Source organism: Clostridium algoriphilum, from assembly GCF_020443705.1.
GTDB classification, from domain to species: domain Bacteria; phylum Bacillota; class Clostridia; order Clostridiales; family Clostridiaceae; genus Clostridium_AD; species Clostridium_AD algoriphilum.
Map to the genome: position 1 here is coordinate 107,501 of NZ_JAIZZK010000005.1, position 20,824 is coordinate 128,324.

Annotated in this window: 23 protein-coding genes; 20 read left to right on the forward strand and 3 right to left on the reverse strand. The window is 31.4% G+C overall.

What is annotated here, in order from left to right; genetic code table 11:
• Positions 1-22: 22 nt before the first annotated feature.
• On the forward strand, positions 23-652 hold the full coding sequence (upp, locus tag LGK95_RS06475) for a uracil phosphoribosyltransferase (protein WP_226123411.1): 630 nt from the start codon (positions 23-25) through the stop codon (positions 650-652).
• Between the two features lie 69 nt (positions 653-721).
• On the opposite strand, the gene LGK95_RS06480 is transcribed toward upp, so the two are convergent.
• Together LGK95_RS06480 and LGK95_RS06485 are read right to left on the reverse strand one after the other, a co-directional pair.
• Complete coding sequence (locus tag LGK95_RS06480) at positions 722-1,267, reverse strand: NADH peroxidase (RefSeq protein ID WP_226123412.1); 546 nt, start codon at positions 1,265-1,267, stop codon at positions 722-724.
• Positions 1,268-1,584: 317 nt separating this feature from the next.
• Entirely contained in the window at positions 1,585-2,280 is a 696-nt protein-coding gene (locus LGK95_RS06485; RefSeq protein WP_226123413.1) for a Crp/Fnr family transcriptional regulator, read from the reverse strand.
• A 139-nt stretch (positions 2,281-2,419) separates the two neighbouring features.
• On the opposite strand from LGK95_RS06485, the gene LGK95_RS06490 reads away from it, so the two are divergent.
• The 19 genes from LGK95_RS06490 to mreB all read left to right on the forward strand — a co-directional run bounded on the left by LGK95_RS06490 (position 2,420) and on the right by mreB (position 19,880).
• A complete protein-coding gene (locus LGK95_RS06490) occupies positions 2,420-3,148 on the forward strand; it encodes an ATP-binding protein (protein WP_226123414.1) in 729 nt (242 codons plus the stop codon).
• Between the two features lie 220 nt (positions 3,149-3,368).
• Entirely contained in the window at positions 3,369-3,857 is a 489-nt protein-coding gene (locus LGK95_RS06495; RefSeq protein ID WP_226123415.1) for a deoxycytidylate deaminase, read from the forward strand.
• 51 nt (positions 3,858-3,908) lie between these two features.
• A complete protein-coding gene (locus LGK95_RS06500; RefSeq protein ID WP_226123416.1) occupies positions 3,909-4,937 on the forward strand; it encodes an MraY family glycosyltransferase in 1,029 nt (342 codons plus the stop codon).
• A gap of 72 nt (positions 4,938-5,009) precedes the next feature.
• Positions 5,010-6,137 (forward strand): non-hydrolyzing UDP-N-acetylglucosamine 2-epimerase, encoded by a 1,128-nt coding sequence (gene wecB / locus LGK95_RS06505; RefSeq protein ID WP_319001906.1) that lies wholly within the window; start codon positions 5,010-5,012, stop codon positions 6,135-6,137.
• A 655-nt stretch (positions 6,138-6,792) separates the two neighbouring features.
• Positions 6,793-7,167, forward strand: a complete 375-nt coding sequence (locus tag LGK95_RS06510) for an ATP synthase subunit I (RefSeq protein WP_226123417.1) — start codon at positions 6,793-6,795, stop codon at positions 7,165-7,167.
• Between the two features lie 4 nt (positions 7,168-7,171).
• A complete protein-coding gene (locus LGK95_RS06515) occupies positions 7,172-7,852 on the forward strand; it encodes a F0F1 ATP synthase subunit A (protein ID WP_226123419.1) in 681 nt (226 codons plus the stop codon).
• A 33-nt stretch (positions 7,853-7,885) separates the two neighbouring features.
• Positions 7,886-8,128 (forward strand): ATP synthase F0 subunit C, encoded by a 243-nt coding sequence (gene atpE / locus LGK95_RS06520; protein ID WP_226123421.1) that lies wholly within the window; start codon positions 7,886-7,888, stop codon positions 8,126-8,128.
• A 60-nt stretch (positions 8,129-8,188) separates the two neighbouring features.
• Positions 8,189-8,674, forward strand: coding sequence for a F0F1 ATP synthase subunit B (locus LGK95_RS06525; protein WP_226123422.1), 486 nt, complete (start codon positions 8,189-8,191; stop codon positions 8,672-8,674).
• Between the two features lies 1 nt (position 8,675).
• Positions 8,676-9,209, forward strand: coding sequence for a F0F1 ATP synthase subunit delta (locus tag LGK95_RS06530; RefSeq protein WP_226123423.1), 534 nt, complete (start codon positions 8,676-8,678; stop codon positions 9,207-9,209).
• A 15-nt stretch (positions 9,210-9,224) separates the two neighbouring features.
• The gene (gene atpA, locus LGK95_RS06535) at positions 9,225-10,742 is read left to right on the forward strand and encodes a F0F1 ATP synthase subunit alpha (protein ID WP_226123424.1); all 1,518 of its coding nucleotides are present in this window, start codon (positions 9,225-9,227) and stop codon (positions 10,740-10,742) included.
• Positions 10,743-10,836: 94 nt separating this feature from the next.
• Entirely contained in the window at positions 10,837-11,691 is an 855-nt protein-coding gene (atpG, locus tag LGK95_RS06540; protein WP_226123425.1) for an ATP synthase F1 subunit gamma, read from the forward strand.
• 15 nt (positions 11,692-11,706) lie between these two features.
• Entirely contained in the window at positions 11,707-13,104 is a 1,398-nt protein-coding gene (gene atpD, locus LGK95_RS06545; RefSeq protein WP_226123426.1) for a F0F1 ATP synthase subunit beta, read from the forward strand.
• 44 nt (positions 13,105-13,148) lie between these two features.
• Complete coding sequence (locus LGK95_RS06550) at positions 13,149-13,547, forward strand: F0F1 ATP synthase subunit epsilon (RefSeq protein ID WP_226123427.1); 399 nt, start codon at positions 13,149-13,151, stop codon at positions 13,545-13,547.
• Between the two features lie 358 nt (positions 13,548-13,905).
• Complete coding sequence (locus LGK95_RS06555; RefSeq protein WP_226123430.1) at positions 13,906-14,625, forward strand: YwmB family TATA-box binding protein; 720 nt, start codon at positions 13,906-13,908, stop codon at positions 14,623-14,625.
• Between the two features lie 27 nt (positions 14,626-14,652).
• Positions 14,653-15,918: a UDP-N-acetylglucosamine 1-carboxyvinyltransferase gene (murA, locus tag LGK95_RS06560; protein ID WP_226123432.1), complete on the forward strand. Its 1,266-nt coding sequence runs from the start codon at positions 14,653-14,655 to the stop codon at positions 15,916-15,918.
• A 320-nt stretch (positions 15,919-16,238) separates the two neighbouring features.
• Positions 16,239-17,300 (forward strand): stage II sporulation protein D, encoded by a 1,062-nt coding sequence (gene spoIID / locus LGK95_RS06565; protein ID WP_226123434.1) that lies wholly within the window; start codon positions 16,239-16,241, stop codon positions 17,298-17,300.
• A gap of 259 nt (positions 17,301-17,559) precedes the next feature.
• Positions 17,560-18,345: a M23 family metallopeptidase gene (locus LGK95_RS06570; RefSeq protein ID WP_226123437.1), complete on the forward strand. Its 786-nt coding sequence runs from the start codon at positions 17,560-17,562 to the stop codon at positions 18,343-18,345.
• A gap of 120 nt (positions 18,346-18,465) precedes the next feature.
• Complete coding sequence (spoIIID, locus tag LGK95_RS06575; protein ID WP_226123439.1) at positions 18,466-18,720, forward strand: sporulation transcriptional regulator SpoIIID; 255 nt, start codon at positions 18,466-18,468, stop codon at positions 18,718-18,720.
• Between the two features lie 125 nt (positions 18,721-18,845).
• Positions 18,846-19,880: a rod shape-determining protein gene (gene mreB / locus LGK95_RS06580; RefSeq protein WP_226123441.1), complete on the forward strand. Its 1,035-nt coding sequence runs from the start codon at positions 18,846-18,848 to the stop codon at positions 19,878-19,880.
• Between the two features lie 127 nt (positions 19,881-20,007).
• Here mreB and yyaC read toward each other — a convergent pair whose 3' ends face one another.
• Positions 20,008-20,562, reverse strand: a complete 555-nt coding sequence (gene yyaC / locus LGK95_RS06585; protein ID WP_226123442.1) for a spore protease YyaC — start codon at positions 20,560-20,562, stop codon at positions 20,008-20,010.
• Positions 20,563-20,824: the final 262 nt, after the last annotated feature.

Here is a 20,824-nt window from a genome sequence, read left to right on the forward strand (position 1 = left end):
TAAAAATTAGGAGGAAATACATATGAGTAAAGTAACACAAATTACGCATCCACTTATACAACACAAATTGGCATACATAAGAGACAAAAACACAGGTTCGAAGTATTTTAGAGAGTTAGTTGAAGAGGTTGCTATGCTTATGGCTTATGAAGTTACACGTAACATACAATTAGAAGAAGTAGATATTGAAACGCCTATTTGTACTACTAAGTGTAAAGTTCTAGCTGGAAAGAAAATGGCAATAGTACCAATACTCAGAGCAGGGCTCGGAATGGTTGATGGCATGTTAAAACTTATACCAGCAGCTAAGGTTGGGCACATAGGAATGTATAGAGATGAGGAAACACTTCAACCAGTTGAGTATTTTTGTAAGCTACCTCAAGATATTAGCGAGAGGGATGTGATTATTACAGATCCTATGCTTGCTACAGGAGGTTCTGCAATAGATGCCATATCAGCTCTTAAGAAAAGAGGGGCGAAAAATATAAGGATAATGTGTCTTATAGCTGCACCAGAAGGAATTAAGGCTGTTATGGATGCTCATCCGGATGTGGACATATATGTAGCTTCGATTGATGAAAAATTAAACGAAAAAGGATACATTGTACCTGGTCTTGGTGATGCAGGAGATAGATTATTCGGGACTAAATAATAAGTTAAATTGGAATAAATAAAAAGCAACTTACAGGTAATTATCTGCAAGTTGCTTTTTATTTTAATATTATTTAAAATATCTATTAAGTAATCCCTTAAATGCTGATCCGTGACGTGCTTCATCTTTACACATTTCATGTACTGTATCGTGGATTGCATCGTAGTTAAGTTTTTTAGCTAAAGTAGCTAAATCTTTTTTACCTTGACAAGCTCCGTGTTCAGCATCAACTCTCATTTCAAGATTTTTCTTAGTATCAGCTGTTACTACTTCTCCAAGCATTTCAGCAAACTTTGATGCGTGATCAGCTTCTTCAAATGCTATTCTCTTATAAGCCTCTGCAACTTCTGGAAATCCTTCTCTATCTGCTTGACGGCTCATTGCTAAATACATACCAACTTCAGTGCATTCTCCAACAAAGTTAGCTCTTAATCCTTCAACAACCTCTGCGTCTACTCCTTTAGCAACACCTATTTTATGTTCATCTGCCCATGACATATCATTATCATTCTTTTCTACAAACTTATCATTTTTAGCACCACAGACTGGACAAACAGCAGGTGCAGAATCTCCCTCGTGAATATAACCACATACTGTACAAACAAATTTCTTCATATTAATTTCCTCCTCGTATTCTTTTGGGTTATAACAATTATTAACTGTTATTCCCTTAGTATTCATTGTAAGTTAATTAAAAGTTATTAAGTACTTATATTACAAAAATAATTGTTTAAGCACATGATTATAAATAAAACTAGTAAGAAGCTTGTCTATAATCATGTGTCATGTATTAGACACTTTAATTTACTAAATAAATAAAAAATTTAGATTTAACCTTTGCTACAATTACTACTATACAACAACGGATAACAATTATCAAGTAAAATTAAATATCTTTTAAGAAAAGATTTCGAGTATATTCGACAATTATATTAAATTAGTATCTTTTCAATTCCATCTAAATCTTTTATTTGGACTGAACTTTTATTAAAAGCTATTAGGCCATCGTTTTTCATGTTAACGAATTCTCTTGAAAGCGAGGGTCTTTGAACACCTAGATGCTCAGCAAGATCTTTCCTAGACATTGGGAGAATAAGATCTAATGTTTTCTGAATTTCGTATTGAGAAAGTAAGTAATTAGATATTTTTTGTCTTAGTGTTTCAAAAGAAAGTTCTTTTATTTTTCTATTTAATAAAAGAATTTTACTCGATAGTAATTGCATGAAGTTATTTAATACTTTAGGATAGGAGCTACACATAGCTATAATATCTTTTTTTGAAATATATAGTATTATTGAACCTTTATGAGATACTATAGTAGCCGGGTATATATTTGTTTCCGAAAAAGCTATTGCTTCACCGAAAATTTTACCGGTATTTAATTTTGCAAGTGTTACAATTTTTCCGCTTGCATAATGTTTTTGAACTTCAAGTTCACCTTTAATTACAATTCCTAAAGAGTTACAGATATCGCCTTCAAGTGCGACTATGCAGGTATGACAATCAGCACAGTTTTTACAGTCGTCGATTATGGAATAGTTTATATTTGTAATTAAATTTTGTAATTCATGCAGTGTTAAACCTTTAAATAGAATACACTGTTTTAAATAATCTATTAGTTTATCCATTAAATCACCCTCGAATTTTTATTTTGGTAACGTGAGTTACATATTATCATTAGTAATTTTAATATAATTAGCGTATGCAGTCAATTAAAAAGTAAATTATTCACATTAATATATATTTAAAATTTTAGGAGGCGTTAGTATGAAAAGGGATATTATAAATATCAATGAAGATAAATGTAATGGTTGTGGATTATGTATAAGTGCTTGTCATGAAGGAGCCATAGAGCTAGTTGAAGGAAAAGCTAAATTAATAAGTGATGAATATTGCGATGGATTAGGAGATTGTCTGCCTCGGTGTCCTACAGATGCTATTAAAATAGTTAAAAGAGATGCTGCGGATTATGATGTAGTGGCTGTTGAAATAAAGAAGGAAAAAGCTAGTGAAAAGGAAAATTTACCTTGTGGATGCCCTGGTACAATGGAAAAAACTATAAAAAGAAATGTGAGTCTTAATGGAGGGAAGCCATCAACTAAGATAAATGATGGAGATAAGGAAGAGGTGAATTCTCAATTAAATCAATGGCCTGTACAGTTACGGTTAGTTAATTCAAAAGCTGGTTTTTTAAAGCAGGCTGATATATTAGTTGCTGCAGATTGCACTGCTTATGCTTATGGAAATTTTCATAAGGAGTTTATTAAAGGAAGAGTAACATTAATAGGTTGTCCAAAGCTCGACGATAATGACTATTATAGAGATAAAATGGTAGAGATATTAGAAAATAATGATATTAAGAGTATTACGGTAGTTAGAATGGAAGTACCATGTTGTACAGGTATTGTCAATTCTGTAAAGGCGGCTATGCTTCAAGCTAAAGTGATAGTCCCATATAAGGAAGTAACTATTAGCGTAAACGGAGCAATAATTTAGTTTTTGTTGTAGACAGCTGCAAAATAAATGCTTGTTAATTAGAAGTATATACATATGTATATGCTTCTTTTGCATTATTGTAAAATAACTATATAGTTCACTTAATACTTTAAATATTTAATGTTTTAGTGTAAAATGACAGTGATTGATTATTAGATTATAAATTGAGTTTTTGATTTTTCATCTACATAATTAAAATATATTTATATGAGGTATAATCATGGAAAGAATCGATAAAAATAATTATTATTTGGATATATGCGAAACAATATCTGAGCGAGGGACTTGTTTACGTAGAAATTTCGCTGCTATAATAGTAAAAAATGACGAAATTATATCTACTGGGTATTCAGGAGCGCCAAGAGGAAGGAAGAACTGTTGCGACCTAGGTGTTTGCAGAAGAGAAGAATTGAAAGTCCCAAGAGGAACAAGATATGAGCTTTGTAGATCGGTACATGCAGAGCAAAATGCCATTATATCTGCTCGCAGGCATGATATGTTAGGTGCTACTTTATATTTAGTCGGGAAAGAGGTAAGTACTGGTGAACTAGTTATAAATGCATCGCCATGTTCTTTATGTAAGAGATTTATAATTAATTCAGGTATAGAGAAGGTAATAATTAGAGATAACAAAATACAATATAAAATTGTGTTTGTGGACGAATGGATAGAAAATGATGACTCAATTCAAGGTGATGGTGGATATTAATTATGAAATTATTAAATAAAAATACTGTTTGTGTGAAAGAAAGGTTTTTTTATGAGTAACATTTATATATTAGCAATAATTACAGCTTTAATTTCTATTGTAGCCACTCCTTTAGTAAAGATACTAGCAGTAAAGGTTAACGCCATTGATGTGCCTAAAGAAGCAAGGAGAGTTCATACTAAGCCTATTCCAGTTATGGGAGGGCTGGCTATATACATAGCTTTTGTTATAGGAACAATTTTATATAATGGTATTTTAACAGCTTCCCAGACTGGTATAATTATTGGCGTAACAATTATCGTTATTGGTGGAATAATTGATGATATTAAAGAGTTAAGGCCTAAATACAAACTTTTAATACAGGTTATAGCTGCTATATGCCTTTTAATATCTGGCGTAAAGATAACGGTCGTAACTAATCCTTTTGTGGAATTTTATCCCTATTTAAGTATGGGTTGGATTAACATTCCAGTGACAATAATATGGATTGTGGGTGTGACCAATGCTTTTAATCTAATAGATGGGTTAGATGGATTAGCCGCTGGTATAGCATTTATATCCTCGGTTACTTTAATGATAGTTTCTATACTTAATGGAAGGCTAGAAGCTGCATTTTTAACTGCGGTCTTAAGTGGAGCAATATTAGGTTTTTTACCATATAATTTTAATCCCGCTTCTATTTTTATGGGAGATACGGGTTCTCAATTATTAGGATTTCTTTTAGCAGCTATTTCAATTGAAGGCGCTATTAAATCCGCAACTGCCTTTGTAATTGCAGTGCCAATTTTAGCATTTGGATTACCTATATATGACACACTATTCGCTATGATTAGAAGGAAAGTCAATGGAAAATCTATAATGCAAGCGGATAGAGGGCACTTACATCATCGCCTTTTGGATATGGGACTTAGTCAAAAGCAAGCGGTTATTATTATGTATTTTATAAGTGCTGTGCTTGGCGGAATTGCAATTATAGCTATGCAAATTAGCACACAGAGGGCATACTTCTTGCTAGCGTTAGTAATAGTTATAATAGTTATAATAGCTTGGAAATGTGGCATTTTTGAGCAAAAAGAGTGATACACATGTAGCGGTATATAATAATTTAAATACATATAAAATATAAATTTAATTTAAACAGGGGGTAATCTGGTGGAAAACATTAAGGTCATGGCAATATTTGGTACAAGACCCGAGGCTATAAAGATGGCACCTTTAATAAAGGAATTAGAAAAAAGTTCTCAAGTACATTGCATTGTATGTGTAACAGCGCAGCATAGAGAGATATTAGATCAAGTATTGGGGATTTTTAGTATTATTCCGCAATATGACCTGAATATAATGAAAGCAAAACAAACTTTAACAGGGATAACATGTTCTGTTCTTCAGGGGCTTGAGGAAGTTTTACTAAAAGAAAAACCTGATATAGTACTAGTGCATGGAGATACAACAACAACTTTTGCTGCTTCTCTTGCGGCTTTTTATAGGAAAATACCTGTTGGGCATGTAGAAGCAGGGCTTAGAAGTCATAAAAAATTTTTCCCATATCCGGAAGAAATCAATAGAAAGTTAACTAGCGGTTTAACAGATTTACATTTTGCACCTACTACAACCTCCAAAGAAAATTTATTAAGTGAGGGAGTAGAAAAGAACACTATTTTTGTAACAGGCAATACGGTTATAGATGCTATGAAATATACTATTGAAGAGGATTATGTTTTTGAAAATCGTGAATTAAATAAGATTGATTATAAAAATAAAAAAGTTATAATGGTTACGGCTCATAGAAGAGAAAATTGGGGAATGGGAATAGAAAATATATGTAAAGCCTTGAAAATAATTTCTGAAGAAAATAAGGATGTAGAGGTATTATATTTGGTTCATCCAAATCCAGTTGTGAAAGATATGGTTAACAGTATTCTAAGTGGCGTTGACAGAATACATTTACTTCAGCCTATAGACACGAAGGAAATTCATAATTTAATGCGAAAATGCTACCTTGTAATGACGGATTCAGGAGGAATTCAAGAAGAGGCACCACATCTAGGTAAACCAGTATTGGTGCTTAGGGATGTTACCGAGAGAGTAGAGGCAGAGCGGGCTGGTACAGTAAAACTAGTGGGTATAGACATAGATAAGATTGTATCTAATGCTAACAAGCTTTTACGTAATGAAGATGAATATAATCAGATGAGTAAATCTATAAATCCTTATGGAGATGGTAATGCCTCTGCCAAAATAGTAGATGCATTGTTAAATTATTTTAAAAAAGATAATTAATTAGATAAATGAAAGAGACACTGGCGGAAACTAATAAATAATATTGTTAAAATTTAGTTTTATACTTGATTTTTTAGCTTTTTACAAGTAAAATAGTATAAAATAAAAGTTTTGGAATTGAAAACAACATTATCCATTATTAAACAAGAGTTAGATTGAGATGTAATTTTTATTGCTTTATGTCGTATTCGAAAGCTTATACATGCTAAACTACATAAAATGCAATGTATACTATTTTTGATTAATGGTAAAAATGATTTTAAAAGTAAGTAAAATTAAACGATTTTGACGCAAAAAAAATAATGCGTGCAATTGTTCTAAAAAACAATACAAATTGTGGCATTAATAGATTTATCTAAAAAATATATGAAAATTTAAAAATTAATAAATATCTTAAATAACAAACCGCATAGCGGAATATTGTGAATATTGGCAATGCTTTTAGAAATAAAACTATTCAATAAAGCAATAGAAAATTAGTTATTATGTACTAAATTACATTAATATTAAGATATACAGAGGAATCATAATATATTAATGCTAAAACAGCTATATACTATTTTATATTTCAAAAATTAGCTAAATATGAGATTTTATTTATGAAATTTAGTGGACTATAATTGATATGTTGTTAAATGATGAGGAGAAGGAAAAAGTGAATAGTGATTTCAAAAATATGTTCAAAAAAATTGCTTTATATGATTTTTTTGTTTCTTTGGTTTTTATTACTATAATGTACTTTACAGCTAAATCATATGTATTGTTTTTTTCATTAGGGGTAATAATAGCATTATTAAATTTTTATGTTAATGGTATTACAGTAGAATATTCTCTTAATAATAAGAATACAAAAAATAGTTGGATAATAGTAGTAGGATCTTTTATAAGAGTTTTCTTGGTGAGTGTTATTGGGTTTACCATAGGTAGACATAATATGTTCAATATAATTGCATATATCTTCGGATATAGTGCACAGTTTATATCTTTATTATATTACGGAATGAATAATAAGAACATTGAAGGGAAGTGATTTAATGGAAAAAATAGTGCCGTTATTTCATATTAAATTCTTTGGTTACAGTATTGGAATAGTAGAAAGTATATTTGTTCAGTGGTGCATAATTGCAATAATAGCGATATTATGTGCGTGCCTTACAAGAAACTTGAAGATAATTCCTAATAAGAAACAGAATATAATAGAAATAATTATGGATTTTATAAACAATCTCGTTAAAGATAATATGGGAGAAGAATATATGGGCTTTGTACCGTATATAGGAACAATAGTAATTTTCTTAAGTATTGTAAATCTCACGGGTTTGATAGGTGTTACACCTCCAACAGTAGATTATAGTGTAACATTAGCATTAGCATTAATAACATTCTTTGTTGTTCAATGGTATGCTATTAAAAAAATAGGCCTAGGCCACTATTTTAAAGGGTATGTTGAACCATATGCATTTATATTACCTATTAATTTAATAGAGAGAGTTATGTTGCCAGTATCGTTAAGTTTTCGATTATTTGGAAACATGACTGCAGGTGTTGTCATAATAGATTTGGCATATAAGAGTCTAGGGAGTTTTACTGGATTTGCACAATTACTTTTACCAATACCGTTACATTTTTATTTTGATTTATTTGATGGTATCATTCAAATGGTTATTTTTGTTATGTTGACTATGGTTAATATTAAGGTCATAGCAGAACACTAAATTTAGTTTTTTAAAATTAAGGAGGAGTATTATATGGTTTTGGATTCAGCAACATTAATTACAGGAATGTCTGCAATAGGCGCAGGTCTTGCAGCGATAGGATGTATAGGCGGGGGAATAGGAACAGGTAATGCAGCGGCTAAAGCTGTAGAAGGGGTTGCAAGACAACCAGAAGCTAGAGGATCTATCATTAGCACATTAGTTATAGGTGCTGCATTCTCAGAAGCGACAGCTATTTATGCATTCTTAATAGCATTAATTTTAGCATTTAAATAATATGGTATATATCAAAATGAAAAATTTTGAAATTAGGCTTAAAGGGGGCTTTAATAGATCATGAATTTGAGCGTACAATTATCTACAATTATATTCACTATGATAAATTTTATTATATTGTTATTTATCCTAAAGCACTTTTTCAGTAAGCCATTAAATAAGATAATGGATGATAGAAAAGATGGAATAAATAAATCTATTAAGAATGCTAAAGATAATGAAGAAAAAGCAGAAATTTCTAGAAAAGAAGAAGACCGATTATTACATGAGTCAAAGACAAAAGGAAGAAAAATAGTAGAAGAATATAAAGCTAATGCTCAAAATATTTCTCAGGAAATTATTGACGAAGCGAAAAAAGAGTCAATTATACTAATGGAAAGATCAAGAGTTGAAATCGAAAGAGAAAAAGAGAAAGCCGAAAGTGAAGTTAAAAAACAGGTTATAGATTTATCTTTAATATTGTCTGAAAAAGCCTTAGAGCAGCATATAGATGAAAAAGAACATAGAAGATTAATTGAGGACTTTATCTTTAAGGTAGGTAGTTAAAATGTATGAACACTTATATAAAAGATATGCACTAGCACTATATGCAGTTGCTGAGGAAAAAGGTAAAGTAGAAGAGTATTTAAATGACTTGAAAGAAATTGTTTTACTTATGAAGAACGATGACGAGTTTTTAAAAGTTATTAAATATCCCCAAATAAGTATTTCAACAAAAAAGGATATGTTTGTTAGAATTTTCAAGGGTAAAATTGATGAAGAGCTTCTTAACTTTTTACTTATACTTATAGAAAAAAAGAGAATATTATTTATTGAAGAAAATCTTAAAGAGTTGGAAAAAATCCACTTAGAGCGCAATAATACTTTGCTGGCTGAGGTTAAAACAGTAGTACCTCTCATGGAAACAGAAAGGGAAAACTTGCGTACTAAATTATCTAATATGTATGATAAAAAGATTGTATTTGAAGAAAAACTAGATGAAAAGATTATAGGTGGAGTATATATTAGGGTTAACGATGACGTTATTGATGGAACTGTAAAGAATAAATTAAATGAAATGAAAAAAATAATGTTTAAATAGGAATGAGGTGAGTTTATGAATATAAAACCAGAAGAAATAACATCTATCATAAAAAAAGAAATAGAAAAGTATGAAAACAAAATTGATACTGTTGATTCAGGCACAATAATACAAATAGGTGATGGAATTGCCAGGGTATATGGTTTAGATGAATGCATGGAAAACGAACTTTTAGAGTTTCCTAATGGAGTACTTGGTATGGCATTAAATCTAGAACAGGACAATGTAGGATGCGTACTTCTTGGACCACAAGATGGTATTAAAGAAGGTGACGTAGTAAAAAGAACTGGTAGAGTTGTTGAAGTCCCTGTAGGGGAAGCATTACTTGGAAGAGTTGTAAATGCTTTAGGTGTACCAATAGATGGTAAAGGCCCTGTTAAGACTACAGAGACAAGACCGGTTGAGGTAGTAGCACCTGGAGTTATTGAAAGACAATCAGTTAAAGAACCACTTCAAACTGGAATTAAAGCAATAGACTCTATGGTACCAATTGGAAGAGGGCAAAGAGAACTTATAATAGGAGACAGGCAAACAGGTAAAACTGCATTAACAATAGATACTATTATAAATCAAAAGGGCAAAGATGTTATATGTATATATGTTGCCATAGGTCAAAAGCAATCTACTGTTGCACATATTGTTAATACATTATCTGAAATGGGAGCGTTAGATTATACAATAGTCGTAGCGTCGACTGCTTCTCATTCAGCTCCACTTCAGTATCTGGCACCTTATGCCGGATGCAGTATGGGTGAATTTTTTATGCATAACGGTAAAAATGTATTAATAGTATATGATGATTTATCTAAGCATGCGGTTGCTTATAGGGCTATGTCACTATTACTTCGTAGACCACCAGGCAGAGAGGCATATCCTGGAGATGTATTCTACATTCATTCAAGATTACTTGAGAGGGCTGCAAAACTTTCAGATAAACTAGGTGGAGGATCATTAACTGCTCTTCCTATAATAGAAACACTTGCAGGAGATGTTACTGCTTATATACCAACAAATGTTATTTCTATAACAGATGGACAAATATTTCTTGAAGCTGAATTGTTTCATTCAGGACAAAGACCTGCAGTTAATGCTGGAATATCTGTATCAAGAGTTGGTGGAAATGCTCAAATAAAAGCTATGAAACAAGTGACAGGAACTTTAAGGCTAGAACTTGCTCAATATAGGGAACTTGCGGCTTTCGCTCAGTTTGGAACAGACCTTGATAAAGATGCTAAGATGAGGCTGGAAAAAGGAAAAAGATTATTTGAAATATTAAAGCAGAAGCAATACTCACCCGTGTCGGTAGAAAAACAAGTTATGATTTTCTTTGCGGGTAGCAATAACTATCTTATTGATGTTCCAGTTCACCAAGTAACAAGATTTGAAAGTGAATTTTTGGAGTTTATGGATACACATCATAGAGAAGTAGGCAAGGCGATAATTGAGAACAAGAAAATAGATGATAAAATAAAGAAACAACTTATTGATTCGATAGAAGAATTTAAAAAAGTATTTTCAGTTGAAGAAGACTAACAATTTCTCATTAGAAATTAGTTAGTGAAGCACCGTTAGGTGATAATTAACTTGCCTTTATAATTTGTTTATGAAGGCTAAAGAGAGGTGAAACATGGCAGGTAAGGGTCTTATTGAAATTAAACAAAGAATAAAGTCCATAACAAATACTACTAAAATCACCAAGGCCATGGGACTAGTTGCCACATCTAAATATAAGAAAATAAAAAATAAAGTAGATACTAACAATAAGTATCTAATTAAGCTTGATGAAACTTTTAAGCAGGTTGAAGATAACTATGAAGGTGATAGTATCTATATAAAAGGAAATAAGAGTAACAAGAAACTGTATGTTGTATTAACTTCAGATACAGGTCTTTGTGGAGGGTTTAATTGGTCAGTAGTAAACACATTTACCGAGAGAGTAAAAAGTAATAAGGAAGATTACAATATAATTATTGTTGGTCAAAAAGGAAGAGCATTACTTAAAAAACTTAATTTTGAGACTGTTGCAGAATACGTTGAAATTGAAGATGTTCCTACTCAAAAAGAAGCTTCTACTATTATTAATCATGCACTTACTATGTATAGTAGTGGAGAGGTTGGTGAAGTTTACATAGTTTATAAAAAACTTATCTCAGCCGTGAAAAATGAAGTTAGAGTTGAAAAGTTACTTCCTCTAAGTTTTGATGTTGGAGAGGATAAGACTAAAGAATATGTGAGTATCGAGTCAATTGATGAAGATGCAATGTATAATATTACTTCATTATATCTAAGTGGTAAAATGCTAAATTCAATGCTACATTCAAAAGCAACTGAACACAGGTCTAGAATGGAGTCAATGGGTTCAGCTACTAACAATGCTAATGATATACTCGAAAAACTTAATTTAACATATAACAGAAGTAGACAAACTGCAATTACACAAGAAATTTCAGAAATAGTTGGAGGAGCAGAAGCTCAAAAGTAAAAAGGAGAGAAAACAATGCCAGGACATATAGGAAAAGTTGTTCAAATAATAGGGCCTGTTATAGACATAAAGTTTGACTCAGACAGTCTTCCCGATATTTACAATAGTATCGAAATTCAGATGAAAGATAGAATAGTTGTAGCTGAAGTTGAGCAGCACGTTGGTGACGATGTTGTAAGAGCAATAGCTATGGAAAGTACAGAGGGGTTAAGTCGTGGGCTTAAGGCTACTGACACTGGGAATCCAATAAGGGTACCAGTTGGGGATGAAGTACTAGGAAGGTTATTTAATGTTCTTGGAAAGCCTATGGATGAACTAGGAGAAGTTAAAGTTGATAAATATATGCCTATTCACAGACTAGCCCCAACATTTGAAGAACAGTCTGTTGAACCGGAAGTGTTTGAAACAGGTATTAAGGTAATAGACTTAATTGCACCATATCAAAAAGGCGGCAAAATTGGTCTTTTCGGTGGTGCAGGAGTTGGTAAAACGGTTCTAATTCAAGAACTTATGAATAATATTGCAAAAGAACATAACGGAACTTCAGTATTTACTGGAGTTGGTGAGAGAACTAGAGAAGGTAACGATCTTTATAATGAAATGAAAGAATCAGGGGTTATAGCTAAAACAGCTTTAGTTTTTGGACAGATGAATGAACCACCTGGTGCTAGAATGAGAGTTGCGTTAACTGGTCTTACCATGTCAGAGTATTTTAGGGATAAAGGTCAGGATGTACTTTTATTTATAGATAATATATTTAGATTTACACAAGCTGGTTCAGAGGTGTCTGCACTCTTAGGAAGAATACCAAGTGCTGTTGGTTATCAACCAACACTCGCTACTGAAATGGGTCAATTACAAGAAAGAATTACATCTACAAAACAAGGGTCTATTACGTCTGTGCAGGCTGTATATGTGCCTGCAGATGATTTAACTGATCCGGCTCCAGCGACTACTTTTAGTCATCTTGATGCAACAACAGTGCTGTCTAGAGGAATTGTTGAACTAGGTATTTATCCAGCAGTAGACCCACTAGACTCTACTTCAACAATGCTTGATCCTAGAATAGTAGGGCAGGAACACTATGATGTTACAATTAGGGTTAGACATATATTAGAAAGATATAAAGAACTTCAAGATATTATTGCAATACTAGGAATAGATGAATTATCTGAAGAGGATAAAACAGTAGTGTTAAGAGCGCGTAAGGTTCAAAGATTTTTATCTCAACCATTTACGGTAGCTGAGCAATTTACTGGTATGAAAGGTAAATTTGTGCCTGTAAAAGAAACCATAAGGGGTTTTAAAGAAATCCTTGAAGGAAAGCATGATAAATTACCTGAAGCAGCATTTATGTTTGTTGGGTCTATCGACGAGGCAGTAGAAAAAGCAAAAACTATGGATAGTGAATAAGAAATTTTCAAGAATATATGCATAGAAAGGTCGGGGGTGTTTATATGAAAAATCATATAAAGCTTATTATACTTACTCCGGAAAAGGAATTTTATAGTGGTGAAGTCTTGAGTTTAAATACGGAGAGTGATGAAGGTAGAGTTGGTATACTTGCGAACCATGTTTCTATGATAACTCCATTAAAACCGACGGTGACAACATTTACAGAAGTGAATGGTAAGGAGCTAAAAGCTTTCACATCAACGGGGGTTTTAAGAGTGCTTCAAGGCGAAATAGAAATGTTATGCGACGCATGTGAGTGGCCAGAGGATATAGATGCCGAAAGAGCAAAACGAGCTGAAGGAAGAGCAGAAAAAAGATTGAGTAAAGCACATGGAGTAGGTTTTAAAAGAGCTGAAAATGCTATATTAAGATCACTTATGAGAATTAAAACAAAAGGTTAGATACTATTAAATGGAGATATTAAATTATCTCCATTTTTTTTTATGTCTAGAACTTTATTGAGTGTATGAAGTATATAAAAAATAAATAAGTCAAAGTTATTAGAACCGTATTTAAAACACGTTAATAAATTAAATTAAGCACAATTCTAATAAAATATTATATATTAATAGTATAAAGAATAGATATATTTAATATTAATTCTTTGAATGCCCCCTACCTATATAATAAATAAAATAGCCCTCTTCACACTTGTGCTGGGGGATGGTTTTATTAATAATATGTCTATAAAAATAGTTATTTATAGAATAGAAAAATAAATTTTGGTCAACAATTTAAATGAAGGGTAGGGGGATTAAAATGAAAAGAAAAAGCATTGCACTTTTATGTATAGTATTAAGTATAATCATTTTACAAATTAATGTTAGATTCTCAAATGCGCACGAAAAATCTAATTTATTTGATGAAATATTACTTCAAACTAAGAGTAAAACAGTAGAATACGGATTAAAAACATGCTTTAGTACAGGAATAGGGCGAGAAGAAATTTGTAATTATTTAATTAAGGTTTTAGAACTTAATAATAAAAATATAAAATTAAGTATCACAAAAAATATTAATTCCTATTGCATTAATTTTTCTGGAGAAAATGTTGAAGGATATATAGGGGCTTTAAAAAACAATAATATTAATGATATAACGATAAATATAAGTAGAATAGATAATAAAAATGGACTAGTTGCTCTAAAAAACAAGGTTAGTGTTAGCATTGGATATAGAGGTAATAACATTAAGTATTTTCAATATTTAAAGGCGAAAGTTGGAGAGAGTAGTGCAAAAAATAAAATAGAAGATAATTATAGTCTTAATAAGAGAATAATTAATATATTAAAATCTCATGGAACTGAAAATATTGAAACAGTTGATTTAAACAATGGGTTAAGTACTGTAGCATATACTAAAGAATACGATGAGAAAATAACCAACAACAAGTTAATTGATTTTAATTATGCGGTTTGTAATTATTCGTCTGGTAGATATATTATTATAGGTACACCGGAAATAATAACAACTTATTAAAAATTAACAATATAATGGAGGATAAGAATGGATAAATTAGTTATAAAAGGTGGGAATAAATTAAAAGGTGAAGTGAATATTAGTGCAGCTAAAAATGCAGTCCTTCCTATACTGGCAGCAACAATATTGAACGGAAATAGTTGTACAATTACAAATGCTCCTATGCTTGAAGATGTATTTGTAATATGTGATGTATTGAAATCTCTTAAAGCGGATATTAATATAGATAAAATTAATAATACGGTTAAAATAAATACTGCTAATATATTTGATAGTGGAGCTAACGATGAATTGGTCAGAAAAATGAGAGCATCTTTTTTAATAATGGGTCCTATGCTCGGAAGATTTGGAAGTTTTAAAATATCGTTACCAGGTGGGTGCAATATTGGAACTAGGCCAATTGATCTTCACTTAAAAGGATTATCCGCTTTAGGTGCAGAGGTAATAGTGGGACATGGATATGTGGAAGCGAAAGCGAAAAAACTAATAGGCAGCAACATATATTTAGATTACCCGTCAGTTGGGGCTACGGAGAATATAATGATGGCTGCAACGCTTGCAGAAGGAGAAACAATAATAGGAAATGCTGCTGAAGAACCCGAAATTGTTGACTTGGCAAAATTTTTAAGAGCTATGGGAGCACATATTGATGGAGAAGGAACAGACACTATAAGAATTTTAGGAGTTAAAGATTTTAAAGAAGTTGTTTATAAACCAATATACGACAGGATAGAGGCAGGTACATTTATGATAACTGCTGCAATAACAAAGAGTTTGGTTAAAATTAATGGAGTTGATGAAATTCACTCAAAACCAATAATTGCAAAACTTACAGAAATGGGAGTAGCGATAGAAATAAATGACAACAGTATAATAGTTGATGGCAGGAAAAAGTTAAATCCAATAGATATAAAAACTATGCCATTTCCAGGATTTCCGACAGATATGCAAGCCCAGATGATGAGTTTACTATGTACTGTAAAAGGTACAAGTATTATTACGGAGACTATTTTCGAGAATAGATTTATGCATGCCGTGGAATTAAAGAGAATGGGAGCAAATATAAAAATAGATGGTAGAAGTGCTGTAATTGAAGGCATAGACACGTTTACTGGATCAAAAGTTACAGCTACAGATTTAAGAGCAGGAGCAGCACTAATACTTGCAGGACTTACCGCAGAGGGCACGACTACGATAAGTGATATATATCATATAGATAGAGGATATGTATCAATTGAAGAGAAATTAAAGGGGTTAGGCGCAGATATAGATAGAGTGCATTTTAATAATTAATAAGGAAATTTCAAACAATAAAAGTTTGAAAAACGTATAAGAATATATAAAATTATATAAGACGTATGGTGGATTATTTTCAATCTAAAAATTAAAAGAAGTGGAATATATTTTTATTTTTATATTCCGGTTCTTTTATGCAATGGACCTAAAAAGAATAGACTAGCAAGCTTACTAGTTTCTTCTTTTTAGGCTTTTTTTTGTTTGAAATTATATCGATTTTTTTATAGGTGATTCTAATAATTTATTAGAGTAATAATTTCTATAGATTTTTAATATGTATATAGTAAAACTTGTTTTATAACGAGGGGGAGAAAAGAATGAGAAAAGTGCTTATTACAGTACATTTAAAAAACTTTCTTATACTGATGACTGCATTTGTTGCCTTTATAGTAATTACTTCTGTTTTAATAGTTGGAGTAGGGAACAATGAAAAAGTAAATATAAATAAAAATAAAAATAAAAACTCTGTAAATAAGTTAGAGAATAATAAAAAAACTATTGTTAAATATGAGTCACTTCCTAAAATAACCAAGGTTAAAGTATATATGACAAAAGAAAAGACTGTAAATGAACTTGATCTAGAAGAATATATAACTGGGGTTGTTGCTTCGGAAATGCCAGTTGGGTTTTCTGGGGAAGCTTTAAAGGCTCAAGCGGTGGCAGCTAGGACCTATGCTTTAGCTCATGTTATGGAAGCAGGTGGCACAGCATGTAAAAATGGTAAGGGTGCTGATTTATGTGATACAGTACATTGCCAAGTTTATATGATTAAGGATGAGCGTATAAAAGTATGGGGAAAAGATAAAGGAGAAGAATATTGGAATAAAATTAAATTAGCAGTTGAAGGTACACGGGGACAAGTATTAACTTATAATAATAAATTGGTAATGGAGCCCTATTATTTTTCAACTAGCAGTGGAAATACAGAAAATTCTGAGGATGTTTTCAGTACTAGCATACCTTATTTAAGAAGTGTAGAAAGCCCAGGTGAAGAAAAAACAAAAAATGCTAAAAGTACTAAAAGCTTTAAATATAAGGCATTAAGTCAAATTATAAATAGCAATTATTATAATGCTAATGTAAACACAGGTAATATTAAGAAACAAATAGCTGTAATTAGCAGAACTGATGCAGGAAGTGTCAAAAATATTAAGGTAGGAAGTATAACCATGACAGGTAGTAAATTTAGAACTATGTTAGATTTAAAATCTTCAAATTTCCAAATAAAGTTTAATTTAAACGGAATAGAAGTAGAATGTAGTGGATATGGACATGATGTAGGAATGAGTCAAAATGGTGCAAATGCAATGGCTAAGGATGGAAAAAGTTACGTAGATATATTAACTCATTATTATCAAGGCACTGCTATATCTAAATAAAAAGTTATATGTTTAGGCTGTTTATCCTATGCAACAAAGGGATAAGCAGCCTTATTTGTTATGAATATAAAGTTATAGGTATAAATATAATTTAGAGTAAATAGCATAGGATATACAATGAATTTATGATCTATATTTTTAATTGAAAAGCATTTATAAATAAAAAAAATATCAAAAAAATGAAACAAATGTAAAAAAAGTTAAAATTATATGTATGTTTTAATACATTATGGACAAAAATACAAATGGAGGTGTTTGTATGGATAAGAACGCAAACAATAAGGCATTGAACTTTTTTAAGAAGGAGGGTTTTTACGTAATTTTATTTGTTTGTTTATGTATAGTAGCTACAGTGGCATCTATAACAGCAAATAATAATAAGAAACTTTCAAGCAATCAAGAAGTGTCGCAAAAAGAACAAGCTAATGCAGCAAATGTATTAAAAAAACAAAAGGAATACGAGGGTGCTCTGCAAGTGAAAGAAGAAAACTTAGCTAAGGCTAAGGCTAAGGCTCTTAAGGCAGTACCTAACATTAAAAAGGCAACAACAGAAAATGTAGCAACGACTTCAGTTTCTAAAATAACAAATGCTCAATTCTCAAAACCTGTAGTTAATGGATTGCTCGCTAGGGCATATTCAAAAGATATAGATTCAGTAGTATATAAGACTACTGATAGTTATAGAAATAACTTAGGTATCGACATTCAAGCTAAAATAGGTACACCAGTTGTAGCTGTAATGGATGGAATAGTCAAAGAGGTTGGCACTGACGTTAATAGTCAAAATGGTAAGATGGTTGAAATAGATCATCAAAATGGCTTCGTTACTAAATATACTAGTTTAGATGAAAAAATATTAGTAAAAAAAGGTGATAAAGTAACTAAAGAACAACAAATTGGTTCTGTGGGAAATACTAGTTTAAACTCATATAAAGAAGATTATGGTTCTCATTTGCATTTTGAGGTTTTACAAAATAGTAAGAATATTGATCCTGCTAAATATGTAAAATATGAAAAATACCAAACTACAGCAACTAAAAAATAACCAATAACCATCTCAATTAGCCATTTTTCCTAAATATATGGTCAGATGACTAATTGGAATGGAATTTAAAAGCAAGGTATTGCATATTTATAAATATAGAAGGGTTTAGGAGGTAACACTTTGAAAGACTATATTGAAGATCGAGTATTAGAAGTTGCAAAGTATATTATTGAATCAAAGGCTACAATAAGAAGAACCGCCAAAGTGTTTGGAGTTAGCAAAAGTACTATACACAAAGACATGACGGAAAGGTTGCCTACAATAAATCCCCAAATTGCTAACGAAGCAAAAACAATTTTGGATATAAATAAAGCCGAGAGACATATCAGGGGTGGACGTGCAACTAGATTAAAATACAAGGCAATAGAAGGATAAAAGCACTTCAAACTAAAAACTATAAAAAATATTAATTATAATAGAGGAATTTTTATGGCTTTATAGAATAGAGTTTAGTATAATTTAATTATAGAATATACTAAAGAGCAGGAGTGAGTTTTGAAATGTTTTTTTTTAGAATGGGAACAGATATGGGAATAGACTTAGGTACAGCTACAGTGCTTGTATATATCAAGGGTAAAGGTGTCATTTTAAAAGAGCCTTCTGTTGTTGCCATAGATAAAAACAATAATAGAGTATTGGCAGTCGGAGAAGAAGCTAGGCAAATGATAGGAAGAACGCCAGGAAACATTGTGGCAATACGTCCTATGAGGGACGGTGTTATTTCAGATTATGATATAACTGAAAAAATGTTAAAGCATTTTATAAAGAAGGCTTGTGGGAAAAAAAGGCTATCTGCTCCAAAAGTTGTGATATGTGTCCCTTGCGAAGCAACAGAAGTGGAAAGAAGAGCAGTAGAAGATGCAGCTAGAAATGCAGGTGCTAAAAAAGTTCAACTTATAGAAGAGCCACTAGCAGCGGCAATAGGAGCAGGACTCGATATTGCTAAAGCAAGTGGAAATATGGTTATTGATATTGGTGGAGGGACTACTGATATTGCAGTTGTTTCTTTAGGAGGCATGGTTGTACGTGAATCAATTAAAGTAGCTGGAGATAGGTTTGATGATGATATTATAAAATACATCAGGAAGAAACATAAGTTAATGATTGGTGAGAGAACGGCAGAGAATTTAAAAATCAACATAGGTTGCGCTTATGTGCAAGAAGAGAATGCAAGTATGGAGATTAGAGGACGAGATTTAATTACGGGTCTCCCAAAAAATTTAGAAGTATCATCGGAAGAAATGAGAGAAGCTTTAAAAGAGGCGGTATATTCAATAGCAGGATGTGCTCATTCTGTGTTAGAAAAAACACCACCTGAGCTTTCAGCAGATATAGCTGATAAAGGTATAGTTATGACCGGTGGAGGTTCACTGTTAAAAGGATTAGATAAACTTATACAAGAGTTTACTAAAGTGCCAGTTTATTTGGCTGAGGATCCAATTTCATGTGTAGCACTCGGGACAGGAAAAGTGCTAGACTATGTGGATAAATTAGACAATTCTTTTAATGGAGGAGACAAATACCTAACAGATTAAAAAGTGTAAACAAGCTATAAAAATAAGCAATACAATTATTAGTTTAATTGTATTGCTTATTTTTATATTGAACGAGATTTACTAGATTAAGGTTATTGTTAATTTACTTTAAACAAATCACAGAATATTAAACGGTACTTGAATCATTTTCTTTATCAGTAAGTGAATACAGATAATATGAATGCAAAAGGGATCTGCTTAAAACATTAGCAATTTCCATTACCAGACTAAGTCTTATATTTCTATTAGTGAATAACTCACTGTCATCACTTGAGTCTACAATACCTATTAATGAAAAATTGCCTACTTTAGGAAGTGTTTTACCTACACCTTTACCAGGATGTATTGGATAATCTCTAGCTTGGAGTTCACCGATACTCGAAATATCGCCTAAACATGCGTCTACACCTATTATAGTACAATTTGGATGCAGTGCGTTTATTTCAGATAATTTACTATCTATGTTTAAGGCATGAATCGGATTGTCTATAGTACCATATACAGGCAATGGAAAGGAGCTATTTTTTAAAAATGTACCAACTAAAGGGCCTAGACAATCACCTATACATCTATCGGTGCCTATGCAAACAACTAAAGTGTTTTTATCAATATGGTCTTTTAGAAAATTAGAAATTGTATAGTAGGCTAAAGGATCTTTATAATGTGTTTTTGTTTTACTCAAGAAATATACCTCCTTAATTGCTCTGGAGGAAAATAATTATAAATTAGTTTCCTATGAATAATTTATATGAGTAAATTCTGTGTATTATTATGATAAAAGAATAAAAAAATGTTAATTTCCAAATAATCTATATATATTATTTTATAACCATGATATCAAGATCTACAAATAAGAACAATTTTAGAAAAGTGGATTAATGCTTAATATAGAGTAAATGTGTGAATAATATAGTAATGTAGAGAAGACTAGTTTTAGAGAGAGT